This window comes from Shewanella spartinae (assembly GCF_019457555.1).
Classification (GTDB): Bacteria; Pseudomonadota; Gammaproteobacteria; order Enterobacterales; family Shewanellaceae; genus Shewanella; species Shewanella loihica.
The window spans coordinates 1,854,425-1,876,682 of the sequence record NZ_CP080418.1 but is presented as its reverse complement, the minus strand read 5'-3'; the positions used below and the strand labels follow the sequence as shown (position 1 = coordinate 1,876,682).

Annotated in this window: 20 protein-coding genes; 9 read left to right on the top strand and 11 right to left on the bottom strand. The window is 53.0% G+C overall.

Going from position 1 to position 22,258, the window contains the following annotated elements; genetic code table 11:
- Nucleotides 1–53 precede the first annotated feature (53 nt).
- Complete coding sequence (gene mfd / locus K0I31_RS08455; RefSeq protein WP_220080528.1) at nt 54–3,536, top strand: transcription-repair coupling factor; 3,483 nt, start codon at nt 54–56, stop codon at nt 3,534–3,536.
- Nucleotides 3,529–4,467, top strand: coding sequence for a peptidoglycan binding protein CsiV (locus K0I31_RS08450; protein WP_220080527.1), 939 nt, complete (start codon nt 3,529–3,531; stop codon nt 4,465–4,467). Before mfd ends, K0I31_RS08450 begins: the two co-directional genes overlap by 8 nt.
- Nucleotides 4,468–4,506: 39 nt before the next feature.
- Here the strand turns inward: K0I31_RS08450 and K0I31_RS08445 are convergent, their stop codons facing one another.
- The 3 genes from K0I31_RS08445 to nagZ form a co-directional block, all read right to left on the bottom strand.
- Complete coding sequence (locus K0I31_RS08445) at nt 4,507–4,776, bottom strand: acylphosphatase (protein ID WP_011865427.1); 270 nt, start codon at nt 4,774–4,776, stop codon at nt 4,507–4,509.
- Nucleotides 4,777–5,343: 567 nt separating this feature from the next.
- The gene (ycfP, locus tag K0I31_RS08440) at nt 5,344–5,886 is read right to left on the bottom strand and encodes an alpha/beta hydrolase YcfP (RefSeq protein WP_220044933.1); all 543 of its coding nucleotides are present in this window, start codon (nt 5,884–5,886) and stop codon (nt 5,344–5,346) included.
- Nucleotides 5,887–5,961: 75 nt separating this feature from the next.
- Nucleotides 5,962–6,975: a beta-N-acetylhexosaminidase gene (gene nagZ / locus K0I31_RS08435; protein WP_220080526.1), complete on the bottom strand. Its 1,014-nt coding sequence runs from the start codon at nt 6,973–6,975 to the stop codon at nt 5,962–5,964.
- A gap of 358 nt (nt 6,976–7,333) precedes the next feature.
- On the opposite strand from nagZ, the gene K0I31_RS08430 reads away from it, so the two are divergent.
- Nucleotides 7,334–8,710 (top strand): L-serine ammonia-lyase, encoded by a 1,377-nt coding sequence (locus K0I31_RS08430; protein WP_220080525.1) that lies wholly within the window; start codon nt 7,334–7,336, stop codon nt 8,708–8,710.
- A 92-nt stretch (nt 8,711–8,802) separates the two neighbouring features.
- Here K0I31_RS08430 and cysB read toward each other — a convergent pair whose 3' ends face one another.
- Nucleotides 8,803–9,777, bottom strand: coding sequence for an HTH-type transcriptional regulator CysB (gene cysB, locus K0I31_RS08425; protein ID WP_011865423.1), 975 nt, complete (start codon nt 9,775–9,777; stop codon nt 8,803–8,805).
- A gap of 238 nt (nt 9,778–10,015) precedes the next feature.
- Here cysB and K0I31_RS08420 point away from each other — a divergent pair, with 238 nt between their 5' ends.
- Nucleotides 10,016–10,792, top strand: a complete 777-nt coding sequence (locus tag K0I31_RS08420) for a hypothetical protein (protein ID WP_011865422.1) — start codon at nt 10,016–10,018, stop codon at nt 10,790–10,792.
- A gap of 64 nt (nt 10,793–10,856) precedes the next feature.
- Here the strand turns inward: K0I31_RS08420 and pdxH are convergent, their stop codons facing one another.
- From pdxH to speA, 4 genes are all read right to left on the bottom strand, one after another.
- Nucleotides 10,857–11,504: a pyridoxamine 5'-phosphate oxidase gene (gene pdxH / locus K0I31_RS08415; protein WP_220080524.1), complete on the bottom strand. Its 648-nt coding sequence runs from the start codon at nt 11,502–11,504 to the stop codon at nt 10,857–10,859.
- A 27-nt stretch (nt 11,505–11,531) separates the two neighbouring features.
- Entirely contained in the window at nt 11,532–12,455 is a 924-nt protein-coding gene (gene speB / locus K0I31_RS08410; RefSeq protein WP_011865420.1) for an agmatinase, read from the bottom strand.
- A gap of 28 nt (nt 12,456–12,483) precedes the next feature.
- Nucleotides 12,484–13,404 carry an adenosylmethionine decarboxylase gene (locus tag K0I31_RS08405; protein ID WP_011865419.1) on the bottom strand — a complete coding sequence of 307 codons (921 nt, stop codon included), beginning with the start codon at nt 13,402–13,404 and terminating at the stop codon, nt 12,484–12,486.
- 256 nt (nt 13,405–13,660) lie between these two features.
- Complete coding sequence (gene speA, locus K0I31_RS08400; protein WP_011865418.1) at nt 13,661–15,574, bottom strand: biosynthetic arginine decarboxylase; 1,914 nt, start codon at nt 15,572–15,574, stop codon at nt 13,661–13,663.
- A 549-nt stretch (nt 15,575–16,123) separates the two neighbouring features.
- On the opposite strand from speA, the gene K0I31_RS08395 reads away from it, so the two are divergent.
- The 5 genes from K0I31_RS08395 to K0I31_RS08375 all read left to right on the top strand — a co-directional run bounded on the left by K0I31_RS08395 (nt 16,124) and on the right by K0I31_RS08375 (nt 20,023).
- Nucleotides 16,124–16,957, top strand: coding sequence for a CvfB family protein (locus K0I31_RS08395; RefSeq protein ID WP_220044929.1), 834 nt, complete (start codon nt 16,124–16,126; stop codon nt 16,955–16,957).
- Between the two features lie 99 nt (nt 16,958–17,056).
- A complete protein-coding gene (locus K0I31_RS08390; RefSeq protein WP_220080523.1) occupies nt 17,057–17,704 on the top strand; it encodes a YceH family protein in 648 nt (215 codons plus the stop codon).
- 56 nt (nt 17,705–17,760) lie between these two features.
- Nucleotides 17,761–18,615, top strand: a complete 855-nt coding sequence (locus K0I31_RS08385; RefSeq protein WP_220080522.1) for an ABC transporter permease subunit — start codon at nt 17,761–17,763, stop codon at nt 18,613–18,615.
- Entirely contained in the window at nt 18,612–19,517 is a 906-nt protein-coding gene (locus tag K0I31_RS08380; protein ID WP_220080521.1) for an ABC transporter ATP-binding protein, read from the top strand. Before K0I31_RS08385 ends, K0I31_RS08380 begins: the two co-directional genes overlap by 4 nt.
- Before the next feature lie 365 nt (nt 19,518–19,882).
- Complete coding sequence (locus K0I31_RS08375) at nt 19,883–20,023, top strand: hypothetical protein (protein ID WP_220080520.1); 141 nt, start codon at nt 19,883–19,885, stop codon at nt 20,021–20,023.
- Here the strand turns inward: K0I31_RS08375 and K0I31_RS08370 are convergent.
- The 3 genes from K0I31_RS08370 to K0I31_RS08360 form a co-directional block, all read right to left on the bottom strand.
- Nucleotides 20,016–20,222: a cold-shock protein gene (locus tag K0I31_RS08370; RefSeq protein ID WP_011865413.1), complete on the bottom strand. Its 207-nt coding sequence runs from the start codon at nt 20,220–20,222 to the stop codon at nt 20,016–20,018. The two genes, K0I31_RS08375 and K0I31_RS08370, sit on opposite strands and share 8 nt — an antisense overlap.
- 302 nt (nt 20,223–20,524) lie before the next feature.
- The gene (gene rlmA / locus K0I31_RS08365; protein WP_220080519.1) at nt 20,525–21,337 is read right to left on the bottom strand and encodes a 23S rRNA (guanine(745)-N(1))-methyltransferase; all 813 of its coding nucleotides are present in this window, start codon (nt 21,335–21,337) and stop codon (nt 20,525–20,527) included.
- A 35-nt stretch (nt 21,338–21,372) separates the two neighbouring features.
- A complete protein-coding gene (locus K0I31_RS08360; protein ID WP_220080518.1) occupies nt 21,373–22,191 on the bottom strand; it encodes a hypothetical protein in 819 nt (272 codons plus the stop codon).
- Nucleotides 22,192–22,258 lie beyond the last annotated feature (67 nt).

The window sequence follows — 22,258 nt, the reverse complement described above, 5'->3', positions numbered from 1 at the left end:
TAAGTCTCTACAATGGCCGCATCATTGTCGATTGTTGGCCTTAGTCTGTTTTCATGATTGCTTTTTCCATCCTCACACCACCTAAAGTCAAAGGGGTTAAGTCGCCCCAAACCCTTAGCCAGTTAACCGGCGCCGCCCAGGCGATCAGCCTGGCTAAGCTGTGCGAGCAGTATAGCGGCATGACCTTAGTGGTGACGCCAGACACGCCCAGCGCGCTCAGGCTAGAGGCAGAGCTAGGCTACCTGTTAGCACCAAAATCGATCCCCGTGATGCTGTTCCCCGACCGGGAGACCTTGCCCTACGACAGCTTCTCACCCCATCAGGATCTGGTATCTCAACGGCTTGAGACCCTATCGCGGATCCCAAGCGCCGGCCATAGCCTGGTGATTGTGCCCATGAGCACCCTGATGGTGAAGTTGCCGCCGCAATCATTCTTAACCGGCAACGTCTTGCTGCTCAGCAAGGGCGACAATTATCCCCTGGAAGCGGTGCGCAGCCAGCTGGTCAATACCGGCTATCATCACGTGGAGCAGGTATATGAGCATGGCGAGTTTGCCGTGCGCGGCTCTATCATAGATCTCTTCCCCATGGGCGCCCAGAGCCCCTATCGCATCGAGCTGTTCGATGATGAGGTCGAATCGATCCGCGAATTTGACCCGGAAACCCAACGCTCCAGCGGCGAGATTGAATCGATTCGCCTGCTGCCGGCCAAGGAATTCCCGACCAATGACGCCGCCATCGAAGGGTTTCGCCAACGTTACCGCCGCCAGTTTGAGGTAGTGGTCAAGGAGCCGGAGTCCATCTATCAGATGGTGAGCCGCAAGGTGATGCCCGCCGGGATCGAGAGTTACCTGCCCCTCTTCTTCGATGAGACGGCGAGCCTGTTCGACTATCTGCCCGGCGAGTGCCAATTGGTGCAGGTGGGCGATCTTGAGAATGCTGCCAAACACCACCTGCAGGAGATCAACCAGCGCTATGAGAACCGCCGGGTCGATCCCCTGAGGCCACTGCTACCGCCAAAGGATCTCTACCTGCTGACCGAACAGGTCTTCGAGGCCTTTAAGCAGCTGCCGCGCTTCTTGGTCAAGGGCGATGAGGCCACAGGCACCAGCGTTGTGGCGCAGCTCGAGGCACTGCCTAACATCGCCGCCAACCATAAGCTGAAGCAGCCACTTATCAGCCTTAAAGAATTTGCCGATGGCGGCACGCCAATTTTATTCTGCGTCGAATCGGAAGGCCGCCGCGAGGCGCTGCTGGAACTACTGGCCAAGATAGAGATTAAACCTGCGCTGCTGGATCATCTGGAGAGCTTCAGCCATAAGCCTCAGCCCTTTGGCTTGATCGTCGCGCCGCTGTCTCAAGGCGCCATCTATCACCCCAAGAAGGGCCCTAGCTGGGCACTGGTGTGTGAAACCGAGCTGTTTGGTCAGCGCATCGCCCAGCAACGCCGTCGCGATAAACAGCGTCAGGTAAGCCAGGATGCACTCATCAAGGATCTGGCCGAGCTCAAAGTCGGTCAACCCATAGTCCATCTGGATCACGGCGTCGCCCTCTATCAAGGGCTGGAAACCCTGGACACGGGCGGCCTGGTCGCCGAGTATCTAAAACTGGAATACGCCGGCGGTGACAAGCTCTATGTGCCTGTCGCCTCCCTCAACCTCATTAGCCAGTACAGTGTCGGCGCCGATGATGCGCCACAGCTCAACAAGCTGGGCAACGAGAGTTGGACCAAAGCCAAACGCAAGGCGATCGAGAAGATCCGCGACGTGGCCGCCGAACTGTTAGATGTCTACGCCCGCCGTCAGGCCCGCCCCGGCGAGGCCTGCCGATTAGATCGCGAAGAGTACGCCCAGTTTGCCGGCAGTTTCCCCTTCGAAGAGACGGTAGATCAGGAGACCGCCATCGACGCCGTGCTCACCGACATGTGCAGCCCCATCTCGATGGATCGTCTGGTGTGTGGCGACGTCGGCTTCGGTAAGACTGAGGTGGCGATGCGCGCCGCCTTCGTGGCGGTCAACGACGGCAAGCAGGTGGCCATCTTGGTGCCCACCACGCTACTGGCTCAGCAGCACTATGAAAACTTCAAAGACAGGTTTGCCGACTGGCCCATCAAGATAGAGGTGATGTCACGCTTTAAGACCGCCAAGGAGCAACAGGCGGTGCTCAAGCAGCTGGAGCTTGGCCAGGTGGATATCGTTATCGGTACCCATAAGCTACTCCAGTCTGAGGCCAAGTTTGAAAACTTAGGCCTGCTTATCATCGACGAGGAGCACAGGTTCGGCGTGCGTCAGAAGGAGAAGATCAAGGCCCTGCGCGCCAATATTGATATTTTGACCCTGACGGCAACCCCAATCCCGCGTACCCTCAACATGTCGATGTCTGGCATGCGCGACCTCTCCATCATAGCTACGCCGCCGGCCAAGCGCCTGGCGGTTAAGACCTTCGTGCGCGAATATGATGATGCCACGGTACGCGAGGCGCTGCTGCGTGAGATCTTAAGGGGCGGCCAGGTCTATTTTCTCCACAACAGTGTCGAGACCATAGAGAAGCGCGCCCGTGAGATTGAGGCGCTACTGCCCGAGGCGCGAGTTGTCACCGCCCATGGTCAAATGAGAGAACGCGACCTTGAAAAGGTGATGTCTGACTTCTATCACCAGAAATACAATGTGCTGGTGTGCACCACCATCATAGAAACTGGCATCGATGTGCCCAGTGCCAACACCATCATCATAGAGCGAGCCGATAACTTCGGCCTAGCTCAGCTGCATCAGCTCAGGGGCCGCGTGGGACGCTCACATCATCAGGCCTATGCCTATCTGATGACGCCCCATCCTAAACGCATGACCAAGGATGCCATCAAGCGTCTGGAGGCCATTGGCACGCTGGAAGATCTTGGTGCCGGCTTCATGCTGGCGACTCAAGATCTCGAGATCCGCGGCGCGGGTGAGCTCCTGGGCGATGAGCAGAGCGGTCATATCTCTAAAATAGGTTTTACCCTCTACATGGAGATGCTGGAAGATGCGGTGAAGTCCCTCAAGGAGGGCAAGGAGCCTTCGCTGGATCAGATGCTAAGGGGTCAATGTGAGATTGACCTGCGGATCCCTGCCCTGCTACCGGAAGATTATGTGGGCGATGTCAACATCCGCCTGTCGCTCTATAAACGTATCGCCAACTGCGCCACCGCCCAGGCATTGGACGAGTTAAAGGTCGAGCTGATCGATCGCTTCGGCCTCCTGCCTCAGGCCACGAAGAACCTGATGGAAGTCTCCCTGTTTAAGCACCAGGCAACGGCGCTCGGCATCGCCAAGATAGAGATGCACGCCAAGGGCGGCAGCCTGGAATTTAATAACGATCACTGTGTAGATCCTGGCTTTATCATCGGACTATTACAGAGTCAGCCACAAAATTATCGTATGGACGGCCCAAGTAAGTTAAAATTCTTGATGCCGACAGAGACAGACAAGGATAGGTTAGCCCTGTTATCCCTGATCATCTCTCAACTCATGCAACATCGCCTTGGAGAACCGCGTGTTTAAAAAGAGTCTTTTATTGGTGACCACCCTTGCCTCACTATCCGGCGCCGCCTGGGCAGATAACGAGCGTTGGTTTGAGGTGGAAGTTTACCTGTTTGAGCGTCAGGGAAGTCAATTGGAAGAAACCTTGGCAAGCCCAGGCAATCGTCACACGCGTCAACCGATAGACATGATCTCGCCGCTGTTTGCCACGGATATTACCGGTGCCAGCCTGGGCCTCGAGGGCTGCAGCGCACAGCAGTGGCTGGAAACGCCAGAAGATTGCGACAGGCAGCTGCAACAGGCGCAGGTGACTCACCCTAGCCAGATCCCAAGCACCATAGGCGCGCCAACCCCGCAATATGCAACCTTAGGGGCCGGCACTGTCTTATTGGCCGACTCCCAGTCGCAGTTTGGCGAGATGATTACCACCTTAAAGCGCGAAGCCGGACACAAGAGCCTGCTGCATATGACATGGCAACAATCTATGCTGCCCCGTCATCAGGCGAAACCCGTGCGTCTCTATGCCGGTGAAGATTTCTCAGATCGCTTCAATGAGGATGGCTACGCGGTGAACGCGGCGCCCCAAAGTGATACCAGCGGCATTCCGCAGTTTAACTTCGATCTGAATTTCGAAGAAAAACAAACGGCCCCTATCTGGGCGCTGGATGGTACGCTCAACATCTATCTGAACCATTACCTCTATGTGGAAACGGCGTTAACCCTGCACAGGGCTGGCAGTAAAGCGCAGCCACAGCTTGAGGATGAGACGGTAATGAACCAGGTGCCTTATCTGTACAACATCTATATGACGCAGAATAAGCGTGTGAAGAGTGACGAAATCCATTATTTCGATCACCCTAATATGGGAATGATCTTACAGATCAGAAAGATGGAACAGCCCGGCGAGCGCACCCTCGAGGTGAGCCAGCCAAACGTGGTCCCGCAGAACTAAACTAAATAGCTAGCTAATAGCTAGTTAGAAAACAGATAGCTAATAGACAGAAAAATCGAGGTAGATCTCATCTGCCTCGTCTTCCTCCACCAGCACGTTATCGACCACAGACTGAGGCGAACCCTGCTCACTCCAGGCGATGAAACGATCGACAGCTAAGCCGCCTCCCTGCAATAAAATCAGCACCCTGCCGTCTTCCAGGTTTTTGGCATACCCCGTCAGCCCCAATTCATTGGCTTTCAGCTGACTGTATCGCCTGAAACACACGCCCTGAACCTTTCCCGATATTGTCAATAATACCCGCTTCATCTGCGCCTCGTTCTTCTTATCGATCTAACCCTTTGAAGATAACCTAAACTTGGGGGATGGGCAAAAAATAGACAAAAAAAACAGCTAACTAATAAAGTGGTTAGCTGCATCGGGCGACATACGCAAACTGGGAAAAGGTCTGTAAGACCATCATGTAGCAATATGTATCACTTTGTATCATAAAAGGGATAAGCTATGCTAGATTTGAATAACAAAAATTGTTAACCACTTACGCTCAGCTTCGACCTAAATTCAGGATATTCGACCACTTTTTATCGCTTACTCACCATAAGCCCCTGAAAAATGGCGATCAATACACTGCAGAAAAACGCCCTAATCGCCTCCTGTCGGCCAGCGAGGCTTCTATCCAAAGCAGCAAGGCTTTTCATTAATCTCATTCCCGAGTCAAACCCGCTCGCACAGCCAAACTTTTTTGGTGCAGAAATACGAATCAGGTCGCTTTATCAGACCACAGTGTCGGGCCGCTTTGCCGTCACTAGTATCTGCACATCTAGTATCTGCACATAAAAAAGGAGCCAGTTGGCTCCTTGTTAGGTTCGAATCGCATTACTGCTGCTCTTTAAAGGCCTTTATCTCGGCGAGATGCGCGGCCAGCGAGGGAAACTTATGGCGCTGCTCCTCGTCCCAGACGATGGGATAGAAAGGCGCTAAGGTGCTGGCCACCGCCTGATTGTCATGCACCTCATCCTGGCGAGACAAGATACACATGCCGCGCCCCTTATGCTTCTCCCTAAACTGACTAACACACTTGCTGGCGATATCGGCATACTCTTCCGGTCTGTCTATCTTGCCGAGCATATTGTCTTCCGGATGCAGATTGGGATTGATCATCACTGTCTTAAGACCATTGAGAAAACCTATCCGCTCGGCCCAATAGCCGCCGAGGCCGACACCTATCGCCAGAGGCGCGGGATCGTCACTCTGGGTTAGCTGACGACTCACCTCGTTGAGCAGATACTGCATATCGTACTTAGGGTGAAGCGTGCTGTAGCTGATCAGCCGTACGTCGGGGTCGACGAACTGCAGCTGGCGCATTTTTTCATGATTACCTGGACTGGTAGCGTCAAAACCGTGGAAATAGAGGATCATCCTGTTACCTGCTAACTGTATGTGAATATTAACTTTAGCTAACTCATCATAGGCTGTTGTTGCGCTACATCAAATTTAGCCCATACAGATCTGCTCTGCTATCCTTCTTGCCGCCAGATAACGAGATTCATCCTCCAGCGCCTTGGCAACCTGAGGTCTGTTGGCCAGCAGTTTACGAGCCGACACCTGTGGACCTTGCTCAGGCCACTCAAACGAGGTTAACAGCTCGCTGACGCCCTGACTGTCATTACACAGCAAGATCATGTCACAGCCCGCCTTAATGGCGGCGCTGGCCCGCTCTGGGTAGCCACCCACCACGCCAGCCCCCTTCATGCCAAGGTCGTCCGAGAAGATCACCCCATCAAACTTGAGCTCATCACGCAGCACCTGCTTAAGCCAATAGGAGGAAAAACCCGCGGGATTGGGGTCGACCCTAGGATAGATCACGTGGGCTGGCATCACCCCTTGTAATCGCTTCGCCCCCATGAGATGCGCAAACGGCATCATGTCCAGGGCGCGGATCTCAGCTTCGCTACGCTCATCCACCGGCTTGGCAATATGGGAATCCGCCGCCACGCTGCCATGACCGGGGAAATGTTTACCCACGGCGGCCATGCCTGCATCCTGCATCCCTTGAATAAAGGCATCCGCCAGGGCAATCACCTCATCGGGCTTATCGCTAAAGGCGCGGGTGCCAATCACCTGACTGATGCCGTTCAGATCCAGCACAGGGGCAAAACTTAAGTCGATATCACAGGCCAGCAATTCAACGGCCATGAGAAAACCAAGCTCCCTCGCCCAGCCCTTGGCTAATTGAAGGTCTTGCTTCGCCGCTGGCAATATGTCGCCCATGGCGGGGATCTTACTAAAGCCGTCGATAAATCTTTGTACCCGCCCGCCTTCATGATCCACGGCGATGAGCAGATCGGGTCTCAGGGCACGCACCGAGGCCACCAAGGCGCAGAGCTGGTCACGATCTTGATAGTTGCGGGAAAACAATATCAGCCCGCCGACCATGGGATGCATCAACTGCGCTTGCTCCTGCGCATTCATCTCGGTGGATAACAAATCCATCATTAAATAACTCACAACTCCCCCTAGAAAAACTGTTAAATCAGTTTTATCGACGCCGATGATTAACAAATACTTAGCAAGGCAATGTTGTCTAAGCTTTTGTATACAATTGATAAAACCACAAACCTTCGAGCAGCTTTCCTCAGCCCTCTGCGATTAGCAATAGTATGCCTAATGCGAAACTCACTCTTAAAAAAAACTAATGCGAAAGCTGCGACTAAAGTATGGGATACTTAATAATTGACAATCTTAATGTGCTCGCAAGGTTAGCACAACGGGGCGACATTAACGCCCCTTCAGGCATGAATAATTAAATTGGCCTAAAATCACTGAGATTGAATAACGAAAATAATGATTACAACAGGGTTTTATAATGATTAGCGTTTTTGACATGTTTAAAATTGGTATCGGGCCCTCAAGCTCCCATACCGTAGGCCCGATGAAAGCGGGTAATATCTTCATTCAAGATTTAGAAAAACATGGTCATCTAGCAGAAACAGATGAGCTGAGATCTGAGCTGTTTGGCTCACTCGGCCAAACCGGTAAGGGCCACGGCACGGGTAAGGCCGTGATCTTAGGCCTGATGGGCGAAGCCCCTGAAACAGTTGATACCGACAAGATCGATGCCACCCTGGCACAGGTTCATGACACACAAAGCTTAACAATGCCAAACAACAAGGTGGTTCGCTTCAGCCGTGAAGATGGCATCACCTACCACAGACGCAAGAGTCTGCCTGCCCACGCCAACGCCATGACCCTCTACGCCTATGACAAGGGTAACTGCATCTATCAGCGTACCTATTACTCTGTCGGTGGCGGCTTCATCTTAGATGAAGATGAGATCCTGGCTCAGGATGCCTCGCCTGCCTCCCCTATCGAAGCCGCGCCCTATGACTTTAACAGCGCCGCCGAACTGCTGGATATGTGTGTCGAGAATGGCCTGAGCATCTCTGCGCTGATGATGGAGAACGAACTCTCTATCGCCAGCGAGAAAGAGGTAAAGGAGCGTCTGTGGACTATATGGCAGACCATGAAGAGCTGCGTCGAGCGTGGCTATCAGAAGGAAGGCATACTCCCGGGCGGGCTGAAACTCAGACGCCGCGCCCCGGCGCTTTATCGTCGCCTCAAAGCCGAGAGCAAGACAGTGGTCGATCCGCTCACCGCCATGGACTGGGTCGATCTGTTCGCCCTGGCAGTGAACGAGCAAAATGCCGCCGGCGATCGCGTGGTGACTGCGCCAACTAACGGCGCCGCCGGCATCATCCCTGCCGTACTCTGCTACTACGACACCTTCGTTCAAGAGGTAGATCTGGATATCTGCTGTCAGTACCTGCTGACCGCAGCCGCCATCGGCATTCTCTACAAGAAGAACGCCTCTATCTCAGGAGCGGAAGTGGGCTGCCAGGGTGAAGTCGGTGTGGCCTGCTCTATGGCCGCCGCCGCGCTCACCGAGATCATGGGCGGCACGGTAGAACATGTGGAGAATGCTGCAGAGATCGGCATGGAGCACAACCTGGGGCTGACCTGTGACCCTGTTGGCGGCCTGGTGCAGGTGCCTTGCATCGAGCGTAACGCCATGGGCGCGGTCAAGGCGATCAACGCCTCACGTCTGGCAATGCGCGGCGACGGTAACCATAAGGTCTCTCTGGATAAGGTGATCAAGACCATGATGGATACCGGCAAGGATATGCGCAGCAAGTATAAGGAAACAGCCAAGGGCGGCTTGGCGGTGAACATAGTCGAGTGTTAATCGACTTTATATAAAGCATAAAAAACTCGCCCTAGGGCGAGTTTTTTATGGCTACACATCAGCCTATTTTAAGCTAAGTTCAAACGCTCGCCTTAACGGATCGGCAGCTCCACATCCGCAAACAGGTTTTCAATCAGCTGAGGGTCCCTCAGTGCTACCGCCTTCTCGACAATATCCTTGGTCAGGTGCGGCGCAAAATGCTCAATAAACTCATACATATAATTACGCAGGAAATTGCCCTTCCTGAAGCCTATCTTAGTGGTGCTGTGGGCAAACAGATGGCTGGCATCTATGGCCACCAAGTCTTTATCTATCACAGGGTCCACCGCCATGGAGGCGATCACCCCAACCCCTAGGCCCAATCTGACATAGGTCTTGAGCACATCGGCGCTGGTCGCGGTAAACACCACTCTCGGGTCGATACCGGCGCGGTTAAAGGCCTTCTCAATTTCAGACTCCCTATCGAAACCAAACACATAGGTCACCAGCGGGAAACGGCCTAAGTCTTCGATGCTTATCTGAGTGCGCGAAGCCAGCGGATGATCTTTTGTCACCACGATAGAACGATTCCAGTGGTAGCAAGGCAGCATGATGAGATCTGTATAGAGGTGCATCCCCTCGGTGGCTATGGCAAAGTCCGCATCGCCCCTTGCCGCCAACTCGCTGATCTGCGAAGGTGTGCCCTGGTGCATGTGTAGATTCACCTTAGGGTAGCGATCGATAAAGGCACGGATGATCCCCGGCAAGGCATATCGCGCCTGGGTATCTGTGGTGGCAATATTCAGCTCACCCTGATCCGGCTTGGTATACTCCTCGGCAACCTTCTTGATGCTCTCGACCTTGCCCAAAATGTCGTTGGCGATATTGATCACCTGCTGACCGGCCGGCGTCACATGAGTCAGATGCTTACCGCTACGGCCAAAGATCTGAATGCCCAGCTCATCTTCGAGCATACGCACCTGTTTACTGATCCCAGGCTGAGAGGTGTAGAGGTTCTCAGCGGTCGCCGACACGTTAAGGTTGTGATTTACCACTTCGGCAATGTATCTGAGTTGTTGCAGCTTCATCGTCTTTCCTTTGCAAAGGTCAGTGTCTCAAAGGGAGCCACGGCCTGAAATCGGTACCCTAACATAAGAGTTAGTATAAGAATTAGTTATAGTACAGGCGAAAAATTAAATCAAAGGGGAATATAGCATAGAGGTGAGATGAATCACACGACATAAAGAGAAAGCTAGTCTAAGATAACTATGCTAGCGTGTTGATTTATAGTAGCATTAATGGAATTGCATAAAAATTGGTAGATCTATGATATTTACTTTGGTTCTGATCCTCATCGGTGCATTGCTGCTATTGGTTATTGGCATCAATGTCATCCAACAACAAAAAGAACGTGCCGAGGCCGAGCGAAGAACAGAATTAGCCAGACAAAGAGCCATCATCGACGAAACCGAGAACGTGCTCTCTTGCACCGGAATGTTTCCCTGCTCGACTAATCTGGTATTGATCCTCTACAGAAGAGTGCAAGAAGCCTTAAGCCAATCTGTCAGCCTTGGTGGACCACAGACGGCGGATTATCAGCGTCGTCTCACCGACCTTACCGGCCAGGTCGAAAACCTACAAAACGCCCAGAAACAGACACCTGCCATCGAAAGCTTTCGCCTGCCCGATACCGACAAGCAGATCCTGGATCTGGTTAAGGTACTGAAAAAACTCAAGGCCATCCTGCGCGCCGAGCACAACAAGGGCAAGGTCGATCCCAATATCTTTGCCCAGGAAGAGGCTCGTGTGGACAGCCTGCAACTCAGAATCAATGTAGATTCTATGCTGTCGCGCGCTCGCAGTGCCTGCTTCATGAAGCAATATGGCTCCGCCAAGCAGATGGTCACTAAGGCATTGGCGACCCTGCACACCATCAAGGGCCTGACCCCTAACGATCCCTTTATCGCCAAGAAGGTGGATGAAGCCAAGTTGCTACTCGATGAGATCATGGGCGCCCAAAAGATGGCGCAGCCTAACGCGCCGCAGCAGAAGAGCGACGAAGATGATATCGACGTGCTGTTCCAGCCAAAGAAGAAATGGTAACGGCCGCCGAAGACAAAAAAACCACCGCATTGCGGTGGTTTTTTTATCGCTATTATCGGAACGCTTAAGGCGCCAGACGGTCGATATCCCAGCTAAGACTTGAATCTTTACGGCTGTAGAGGAAGCGGTCGTGCAGGCGATATTCGCCGCCTTGCCAGAACTCTATGCTACTAGGACGCACCCGGTAACCGCCCCAAAACTTAGGCAGCGGCACCTCACCCTGACTGAACTTGGCCTTCATCTCGGCAAACTTGCTCTCCAGCGCTTGGCGCGCCGAGATCTTGCTCGATTGCTTCGACACCCAGGCGGCGATCTGACTCTCTTTGGGCCGCGTCACGAAGTACTTAAGCACCTCAGTGGTCGAGAGCTGCTCCGCCACACCCGTCACCGCCACCTGACGCTCCAGGGCGTGCCAGGGAAACAGCAGACTCACCTTGTTGTTGTGGGCTATCTGCTCCGCCTTGCGACTGGCCAGGTTAGTGAAAAACACAAAGCCGTTGTCATCGAAACGTTTTAAGAGCACGATACGCTGAAACGGCTGCCCCTCGGCATCGACGGTTGCCACCGACATGGCCGTGGGATCCGGCAGGATCTCCGAATCCCTAATCTGCTCTATCCATTTCTCAAACAGCACCATGGGGTTGTCGGGCAGCTCCTCTCGGTGCAGCCCGCCCAGGGTGTATTCTCGTCTAATATCACTTAAGTTCGACATCTGCTTCCTTACCCTGTCCCGTATTGCTTACTTCTTATGGGCGCAGGCCCAAACGTGTAGCATCTCAAGGCCTAAGGTGGCCCCGGCCAGTGCGGTGATCTCGGCGCTGTCGTAGGCTGGCGCCACTTCGACCACATCCATACCGACAACATTCATGCCGCGCAGGCCGCGAATGATCTTCATCGCCTTGTCGCTGGTGAGACCGCCACATACAGGCGTGCCTGTGCCCGGTGCGAAGGCTGGATCCAGACAGTCGATGTCGAAGGTGACATACAATGGCATATCACCGACACGATCTTTAATCTGAGCCACTATCTCATCGGCAGTCATCTCGTTAGCGGCGGCCGCATCGATCACCTTGAACAGATGGCTTGGCTTGTCATATTCGGTACGGATCCCCACCTGCACTGAGTGAGAAGCATCGATGATGCCCTCATTTGGCGCGTGGAAGAACATGGTGCCGTGGTCATACTTGCTGCCCTGGCTATAGGTGTCTGTGTGCGCATCGAAATGCAGCAGTGCCATCTTGCCATGCTTCTTGTAGTGAGCACGCAGCAGCGGCAGGGTCACGAAGTGATCGCCACCAAAGCTCATTAGCGCCTTGCCAGAGTCGAGCACGGCCGTCGCGAAGTCTTCGACACGTTGGGTGAAATCGGCTGCATCACCGCAATCGAACACCAGATCGCCCGCATCGACCATTTTCAGGTGATCGGACAACTTAAAGTCCCATGGCCAGCGGCACTCTTCCCAGGCCAGATTGACCGACGCCTGACGGATAGCGCCAGGACCCATACGGCCGCCAGAACGACCCGTAGTGGCCATATCAAACGGCAAACCTATTACCACCACATCGGCATCGCTCTCGAGCGGTTTAAAATCCAGTGGCTGTCTTAAATAACCAAATGCATTTGAGTAAAGCGAGTAATCAGGCTTATCTGCAATAGTGGTCATATTTGCTCCAAATCTATAGAAGTAAAGATCACAACGCAACGGGCAGCAATTGCTCACAATCGCGCTGTTTATAGTGTTTTACATACAGGCCTTGGCCATCCGCCAAGGCAAGTTCGCCCCGGGCCTCTAGGCTATACTGTTTGGCGCAGTATGCTAACGTCTCGGCTTCATATCCTGCCAAGTCCCAGCTTACCGGATTTAAGCGGTTTAACAACTTACCTACTATACCGTTAAGCCCTGCGCCGAGCGACAAATTCGTTTCCAGGCTCACATAGGAGCTCGTCTCTTGCGGGGTTATGTGCAAGGTAAAATAATCTTCTCCCCTGATGGCGTTGAGGGAATAACCCAGTGGCGAGAACAGGTGCGCATCAATATCAAAACCGCTCAGTAGCTGAGATAAATTAAGCCGGCTGGCTATCCCCGCAATCGTTTGCCCATCGCTGAGCAGATAATCAGCCAGCTCACCGCGAATATGGTACATCTGCACCGTCTGGGCGGGTTTAAGCCTTACCTTACTGCCAGAGAAGAAAATATGATGGTGATGACCATCTAAATGGCCTATGCGGTAGGCGGCGCCGCTTAGCATGGTGCCAAGCCGGGCGATATCCTCTTCGAAGCGGCTAGTCTGTAAGGCGGGTAAGATCTCGCTCTTACGCTGATAACTCAGGCTGGCAATCTGATCGCGACCCAGTGACTCCACCAGGGAAAGTACGGTCTCGATTAGCCGTGTGTTGCCACAGGTGATCAGCACCAGACTATCGTGCCAGACAAACAGGCTAGATTCGCTGAGCAGGTAAGCATCGCACTGCTCACTGCTCAGCTTTGAGAGGATCTCTGTATCACTCTTGGCCAGGGCGCGGCGCCAATACGCATCGCCCAACGCCCTAAGCGACGGACAACCCGCCGCCAGCGTCAGCGATAAGCGCTTCTCCGCCCCTTCAAAATACATCGACCCGCTCCTCATCGTCTAATACCAATCCTAATAAATAGCTGGTCATGGTAAATAACTGGTCATGCTAGCTTGTTAAAACGTCCGATAACGGCGTTACTATTTTTGATTGTAGAATAACTACTTATCGAAAAATCTCGCCTTGTTCTCGGCCGTTTTTCCTGTGCTATTTCTGATCACTTACTTGCCGTGATTGGTATAACAGGATCCCGGCAGCCTTAGCCGAGATCCCAGGCGAAACAGGCTAGCCTGCCAATCAGGAGAAATCTTCCAGATAGGTGTAGCCCTTCAGTCCAATCTGCAACTCTTCGAGAATATTGGCGCGCTCATCTTCCTGAATGTGCAGGTTCACCAGCTCCTCATAGGTACGCATGAAAGAGACGGCGTCCAGGTTAACGTAACGCAGCACATCGGCAACCGTATCACCGGCCAGAACCGACTCGATATTCACTAGGCCATCGTCGTCCAGTCGCACCACGGCAGAGTTAGTATCGCCGAACAGGTTATGCATATCCCCGAGGATCTCCTGGTAGGCACCCACCAGGAAGAAACCGATAAGATATGGGCTCTCAGCGCTCCACGCAGGTACCGGCAGTGTGGTTTCGATACCCTGACCATCTACGTACTGATCCACAGTGCCGTCAGAATCACAGGTAATGTCCAGCATCACGGCGCGGCGCTCAGGTTTCTTATCCAGACCACTTAGCGGCATCACAGGGAACACCTGATCGATACCCCAGGCATCTGGCAGCGATTGGAACAGCGAGAAGTTCACGAAGAACTTGTCGGCCAGCTTCTCGTTAAGCTCATCGATCACCGGGCGGTGGAAACGATACTTACCGCTCATCACACCCTTCAGCTCGTAACAGACACGCAGGTTCATCTGCTCTGCCCAGGCTCTGTCAGACAGGCTCATCTGTCCCAGGGCAAACAGCGAGTGCACCTCGGCCAGATCGCTCTGCACATCATGGTAGATCTCGATAAGGGCGCGTTGATCGGCGCGGCCACTCACCTCACCCCATGAATCCCACATGTTTTTGAGTTGCTGCGGCGCTTCTTCATCCGGCGCTTGCAGATCTTCAGGCTTATAGGCCTCGGTACCAATCACGTCGGTGATCAACACTGCGTGGTGAGCTGTCAGGTAACGACCAGACTCAGAGATCAGACGCGGCATAGGCTGATCGTGTTCGCGGCACATGTCGTTCAGCACGCTGACAATGTTGTTGGCGTATTCGGTCAGGCCATAGTTCATCGAGTTGCTGCTCTGACTACGGGTACCGTCATAGTCCACCGCCAGGCCACCGCCCACGTCGAAACATTTCACGTTGGCGCCCATCTTCTGTAGTTCACAGTAGAAACGGCCCGCCTCGCTCACGCCGCTACGGATATCGCGGATGTTGGCGATTTGCGATCCCAGGTGGAAGTGCAGCAGCTGTAGGCTGTCGAGCATGTCTTCATCTTTCAGTGAGTTGATCACGTTCAGCACCTGCGCCGCAGACAGACCAAACTTAGACTTCTCGCCGCCGCTGGCTTGCCACTTGCCCTTACCCTGGAAGGCCAGACGCACACGCAGACCCAGACGTGGAGTCACACCCAGTTTCTTGGCTTCTTCGAGGACGACTTTCAGCTCAGACAGCTTCTCGAGTACGATATAGACCTGATGGCCAAGCTTCTCGCCGATCAGCGCCAGACGGATATATTCCACATCTTTGTAGCCGTTACAGATGATCACCGAGCTGGCCTTCTGCGCCATGGCGAGTACCGCCATCAGCTCAGGCTTACTGCCGGCCTCAAGACCCAGCTGTGGCACCTCTTTAGAGACCTGACTCGCCAGGATCTCTTCGACCACAGTTTGCTGTTGGTTCACCTTGATGGGGTAGACAAGCAGATAGTCTGACTGATAGTCGTAACGGGTGATCGCCTGATTGAAGGCGTTACACAGGCTGTTGACTCTGTGATGCAGGATCTGCGGGAAGCGCACCAACACAGGCAAGGCCACGCCGGATTTCACCATATCCTTAGCGAGTTCATTTAACCCTATAGTGTGCTCAGGATGATTAGGATCGGGGGACACCGTCACCTCACCGGCCTCGCTTATGCCGTAGAGCCCAGAGCTCCAGTAATTAACGTTATAACCAACATAAGCATCTTTAATAGACCAATTACTCATATTCTCTCAACCTGTCTATTTACATTCATATTCGGCAGCTGCTTTGTCTGCCAACACATTAATGTTACTTACTATCGCACCTATCAGGTAAATAAGCCGCAACATCAACACCGTTTTTGGGTGTCAGATATCGAAGTTATCCTTCGAGTCCCCGCCATATTAGTTAACTCAATTTATACTTGTCTAAAGTAAAAAAAGGCGCGCAATTAAACCCCTGAATTTAACTAAATGCAAGTATCATTATCACATTAATTTATTACAAGGTTTTTTGCACTCAAGCACGCGCCCAGACTGCCTTTTATCCCTTACGGGTGTTCAGCGTTTTTTACAGTAAATTCGCTCAACAGCCGGGTATTAAACAGACAGTCGGCCCTATCGTTTACCGGGTTCCCACACTGTCAGCCGTTGGAGTCTATCTGACTCACTCGCCCCTGAGCCAAAATTAATGTCATTCACTTCAGAATAAACTGCTTAGGCTAAAGCATCTTGGCAAGATTTCCACTATAATCGCCACATTTCACATCTAAGCCATTATCCATAGAGAACCACATGATAGAGATAGGAAAGCGCTGCACCTTAGAGATCGTCAAACGCGTCGATTTTGGGGTGTACTTAAATGCCCATGAATTCGGCCAGGTATTACTGCCAAATAAAGTTGCCCCTCAAGGCTGCGAAGTAGGCGATAGCGTCGAGGTTTTCCTCTATCTGGACTCAGAAGATATGGTGATCGCCACCACCAAGCGTCCCAAGGCGCAGGTAGGCCAATTTGCCTACCTTAAGGCAGTCGCGACCGGTCCTTACGGCGCCTTCTTGGATTGGGGCCTGGATAAAGATCTCATGTTGCCCTTCGGTGAGCAGCACAGGGAGATCGAGGTGGGACGCTCCTATCTGGTCTATGTCTATGTTAACAGCGCCGACGATCGCATCGTGGCCTCATCGAAGATAGACAAGTTCCTCGACCGCACGCCACCGCCCTATCGCAACGGCCAAGAGGTGAGCCTGATCATCGCCGGCACCACAGACCTTGGCTACAAGGCCATCGTCGACAATGGCCACTGGGGTGTGCTGTATAAGAATGAGGTATATCAACCCCTCAAGTTTGGTCAGCGCATCAAAGGCTTCATCAAGCGCGTCAGAAGTGATGACAAGATCGACCTGATCTTGCAGCGCGGCGCCAAAGAGGAGCTGGACAAGCACGCCACCGCCATCTTGATGAAACTCAACCAGGCTGGCGGCTTCCTGCCCCTCACCGATAAGACAGATGCCGAGGTGATCTACGCCGAGCTTGCCATGAGTAAGAAGGCCTTCAAGAAGAGCATCGGCGGCCTCTACAAGCAGCAGAAGATCGCCATCGAGGCAGACGGTATCCGCCTGACTGAATAGAAGTTAGGCAGCGAAAGCGCCAAGCCTCTGATTGTCTTTGCATAAAAGCATGGCTCTGTTATAACAGGGCTATGCTTTTTTTATCTGGGTACCAAAATCATGAAACTCACCTCCCATGAAGCGCGTGTGATAGGTTGTCTACTGGAAAAAGAGAAGACGACGCCAGAGCAATATCCCCTCTCCCTCAACGGCCTCACTTTGGCCTGTAACCAAAAATCGAGCCGCGAGCCTGTGATGAACCTGTCGGAAGCTGATACCCAGGCCGCGCTGGACTCTCTGGCGAAGAAACGCCTGGTGGCCGAACAGAGTGGTTTCGGCTCGCGCGTCGTCAAATACAAGCACAGATTCTGCAACACAGAATTTAGCGATCTCCAGCTGAGCGAAGACAAGGTCGCCATCATCTGTCTCTTGCTGTTGAGAGGACCGCAGACCGCAGGTGAGCTGAGAACCCGCAGCAACCGCCTATATGGCTTTAACGATGTCGCCCAGGTCGAGCAAGCCCTCAACATCCTTGCGCAGATGGAGCCGGCGTTGGTTCGTCAGCTACCTAGAGAGCCGGGTAAGCGCGAATCGCGTTTTATCGAACTCATCAGCGAGGCCGAGGCGCAGCTCGATACTCAACTGGCAACGCAGCCAGCACAAGCGAGTAGCCAGGCAAATGATGAGCTTGTGGAGCGCGTCGCGCTGCTCGAGCAGCAAGTCGCCGAGCTAAAACAGCAAGTTGCCGAGCTCTTAGGCAAAATTTAACAACAATCTGAAACATTTAGACAAACAGATGAATGTTAGGCTGAGCCTTCATTAACATGATAAAGGAATCATCTTTGGATAATCTTACTCCGCGCAGTTCATGGAACGCAGCCTTGGTGTTGGCCAGGTTCGAACTGAAAAAAATCCTCTTTAGTACAAGAGGCATGATAGGCTTGGCCACCTTTGCGCTAACCTGGTGCCTCATCCTCTGGTACCCCATAAGGCAGGCTTCTATCTACCTGTTTTCGCCTGACTTTAAGCAGCTACTCGAGGGCGTATTTGGCGCCGCCAATGTGGGAGAACTGCTCTCGTGGGACGTGGCCGAGATGGCCATTTTATGGGTCGCCGCGCTCTACCTCTTCCCCATCTTCAGCCTGTTTGTGGGCGCCGATCAGTTTGCCTCTGACAAGGCCAGAGGCAGCTTTCGCTTCCTCACACTGAGAGTCAGCCGCGACACCCTGTTCTTCGGTCGGGTCACTGGCTATCTGCTGATCCAGGCGTTACTGCTGATACTCACTCTGGTGGCGACACTATTACTGGTGGCCTATCGCGACACGGCTTTGGTGTGGGCCGCCATGGGCTCGGGGGTATTGGTGTTTATCAATATCATGATCGTCCTGGCCCCCTTTACCGCCATGATGGCAATCTTGTCACTGCACGCCAACTCGGCGAGACAGGCGAGCATCTATGCTGTGTTGTTCTTGGCGGGTAGCACAATAGCCAACGGCATCATTTCCTATTATCTACCTGGACTCAGTAACATCCTGCAATGGCTGGTGCCCGGTGCCCAGCTCGATATGATGATTAATACCAAGGGCCTGAGCAGCCTTGCCATAGCAGCCATTCCCCTGCTTCAGGCCGGTGTACTCCTGCTATTAGGAAGAAGTTATATGGCGAGGATCGCACTATGAAGCTAATCACCTGTAAGGCGCTGAGCAAGCAGTTCGGCAGTAAACGCGCACTCAACGACATCAACCTGGAACTTAGTGCTGGCCAGCCAATCGCCTTGGTCGGCCCCAACGGTGCGGGTAAGACAACCCTGTTTTCGCTGCTGTGTGGCTATATTCGCCCTACAGAGGGAGCTGTGGAGATCTTAGGACATGCCCCTGGCAGCACGGCGCTCCTGGGTAAGGTTGCCGCCCTGCCCCAGGATGCGCGGCTCGATCCTAACCTCACCATAGCGGCGCAGCTGGAGCTATTTGCCCAGTTACAAGGCTATAACGCTGCCGCGGCGCGCCAGGAGTGCCAGCGGGTGTTGGCCTTGGTTGATCTGGCTGAGGTCGCTGCGCAAAAGCCTTCCTCTCTTAGCCATGGCATGAGCAAGCGGGTGTCGATTGCCCAGGCACTCATAGGTTCTCCCGAGTTGGTACTGCTCGATGAGCCGACCGCTGGGCTGGATCCCGCCAACGCCAAGGCGATACGTGAGTTAGTGCGCGCTCAGATAGGCAAGACCACCTTCGTCATCAGCTCACACAACCTGGCGGAGCTGGAGAAGCTGTGTGACAAGGTGCTCTATCTGGATAAAGGCGTGCTGAATCAATCTATCTCGATTCAGGACGAGCTGGCCGACGAATACCTGACCCTGACTATGCAGAGCTGCGACGACGAGGCGCTGATGGCGGCGCTAGAGGCACTGCCTCAGGTCATATCGGTGAAATCCAGTCAGAGCAAGGAGTTTGTGATCCACTATCAGGTCACGGCAGGCTTCGCGTTGGAAACCGAGCTGTTCGCCCTCTTCAATCGCCAAGACTGGCGCTACCGGGCCATTCAACGAGGCCGCACCCTGGAAGACAAGCTGTTCTCACAGGCTTAAGCCAGAATGTCACTGAGATAAAGTGACACTAATACAGAGTGTCACGCATATAAAGTGACACTTAAGCCAGAATGTCACTGAGATAAAGTGGCACTAATACAGAGTGTCACTTAAGGCACGGCGCCTATGCCGTGCCCGCTAACTAACTGCTGCGCTTAGGCTGACCGCCTCTACTCTTTAACTCTCAACTCTCTAACTCTTTACTCTCTTCGTCTCTCACTCGCTCTTTTGCCCTAGCCTCCCAATGCTGGAGCCGGGGGCCGAAACTGGTAGCTGGCACCAGAGGCTGAAACCTGACGCTGGCAACGAAAACTGGTAACGAATCCTCGACTCGTATCGTAAATTCGCGGAAGCGAAAATCAAGCATGAAAGATAAGCCGTGGATTAGGCTTCAAGAATGGGCTTTGCGGGAAATTGCAGACAAAAAAAGAGCTGTGATACTCATCACAGCTCTTGGAATTCTGTTTTTAGGTAACCTTGAGTTACCCAAAGGTCAGCTTAGATAACAGTTACGTTCTCAGCTTGTGGACCTTTTTGACCTTGAGTCACAGTGAACTGCACTTTCTGACCTTCGTCTAGAGTTTTGAAACCGTCAGAGTTGATCGCACGGAAGTGTACGAAAACGTCTGGGCCAGACTCTTGCTCGATAAAACCAAAACCTTTGTCAGAGTTGAACCACTTAACAACGCCAGTAACTTGAGACATGATATAAATCCTGTAACTAAATAAAATAAAGCCTTAAACGGCAGTAGAGCTGGAAAATGCCGGTATTACTTATGTTAACAGGACGAACTGGTCGTATTGAACACATAAAGTTAAGCCCAACCTTCAAGCTGAGTTCACTATAAATCATTCTGACCGTATGTCAACAAACATTAAAAGGCGCAAATCCTATTTTTTACTTACATATCTGTCAGTTGTTACAAAAAAACCTTCTAAAACTTCGTGTAAAAACACTAAGTTTTTTTAAGCGGATAAAAAACACAAATTAAACAAGGATTAACCAGCTAGCAGGCCCGAAAGACCTCAAGCTTAAAATCCAGTTCACAAGTCAAGGGCTTGGATGTCAGCAAGGCGCGCTGCGCATCGGTAAATTTCCAATTGTAGGGGGTCATCGCCAGAAAATGGCCAATATCCGCACTGTCGCTGATGGTCATAGATTGCGTCAGTCGCTCGCTATGCAGACGCTCGAACCCCGCTATTTGGCTGTCCACCTCGGGATTTGGCCTTGGCTGGTCATAGATCACCTGCTTGAGGGCAAAGTGATGCTGGGGGCCAGCCGAGACGGTGATCAGTATGGCGCCCGGCTTAGCGACGCGTCTAAGCTCGTCATCTTGCGACGGCGCGTAGATGCGCAACATGAAGTCAAAACTCTGATCGGCGAAGGGCATCTCGAAGCTGCTGGCCACACAAAACTGAATATCCGGATAGCGCTTGGCCGCATATTTAAGAGCAGACTTAGAGATATCCAAGCCACTGAGGCTAAACGCCTCGGCGCTGCCCATAGCCTGTTGCAGTCTGTGGCTGTAGTAACCCTCACCGCAACCTATGTCCAATCCATGACGAGCCTCACCGGCATATTCCTGCGCCAGGGCATTTACCCTATCGCTCATCGCCTCATAGTAGCCCTTATTGAGAAACTCCCGCCGGGCGAACATCATCTCTTTGTTGTCGCCGGGATCTTTAGAACGCTTCTTCTGCACCGGCAACAGGTTGACATAACCCTCTTTGGCACAGTCGAACCTATGATTTGCCTCACAGCACCAGGTGCGATCTATGAGTGACAGCGTGCGCTGACAGATAGGACAAAGGTAATTCATTACAATATTCCAATACTAGTCGGGTCATAAACCGACTAGTCGTCTAAAAACATCTGCTCAACCATGAGGTTAAGTTCGGGTGGTGCCAGCAGCTGATAGGACTCCAGCTTGCGCTGCAGCGCCTCGAGATCTTCATGCTGATTGGCGGCATGCTGCCAGTTAGGACGCTGTACCTTCTGGTAATAATGATGGGACAATAACTGCTTCTTGCGTAGCAACTGCTCATCCACCTTGGTCACCTCGCTTAAGATCACCCCGTGCTGCTTCACATCGCCATGATTGGCAAAATGGGCCAGCTCCTGACGAACCAGCTCTATCTCACCTATCTCCAGCAGCAGCGCCTCGGCGTTCTGGCTGAGATCTTCCGCCCGGGCAAGTACCGCCTTGGCTCTTCGCAGCTCCAGGGGACCGCCGAAGAGTCTCAGGTCGCGCTCCAGGGTCACCAGCAACCATTTCTGATCAAACTGCGGCCTAAAGCACACGCTATCGCCCTGGGTCTCAACCGCTATCACCAGACCTTTACGTAACCTTTCGGCGCACATCACGGGCGAGATCCCAAGTGCGCTAAACAGACGCCAGCCCTGGCCGTGGGAGCGGTGTAAGATCTCTTCTTGAGGCATTGCTGCATCAAGCGCAGGTGCCTCCCCGGACACTAGCTCGCAGATAAGGTAAGGATGGGATCTTAAGATCAAGCCCTTGTCGCTGCAGGCCTGGGTCACCACGCATTCGAGCAGGTGTCCCCCCATGGTCTGCAGCAGGCTAAAATCGCTCACCGACTCACGCAAACGCAGATGCAACTGACGCCTCTGGGTCAGTTCGATAAATTGTGGCTGAGTCAGTAAGGGTTCAAACATCGGGTTATTCCTCGTTAGCCGACCATTGTAACTGGCCAACTGAGCCGCTGCCAACTTCAAAATGACG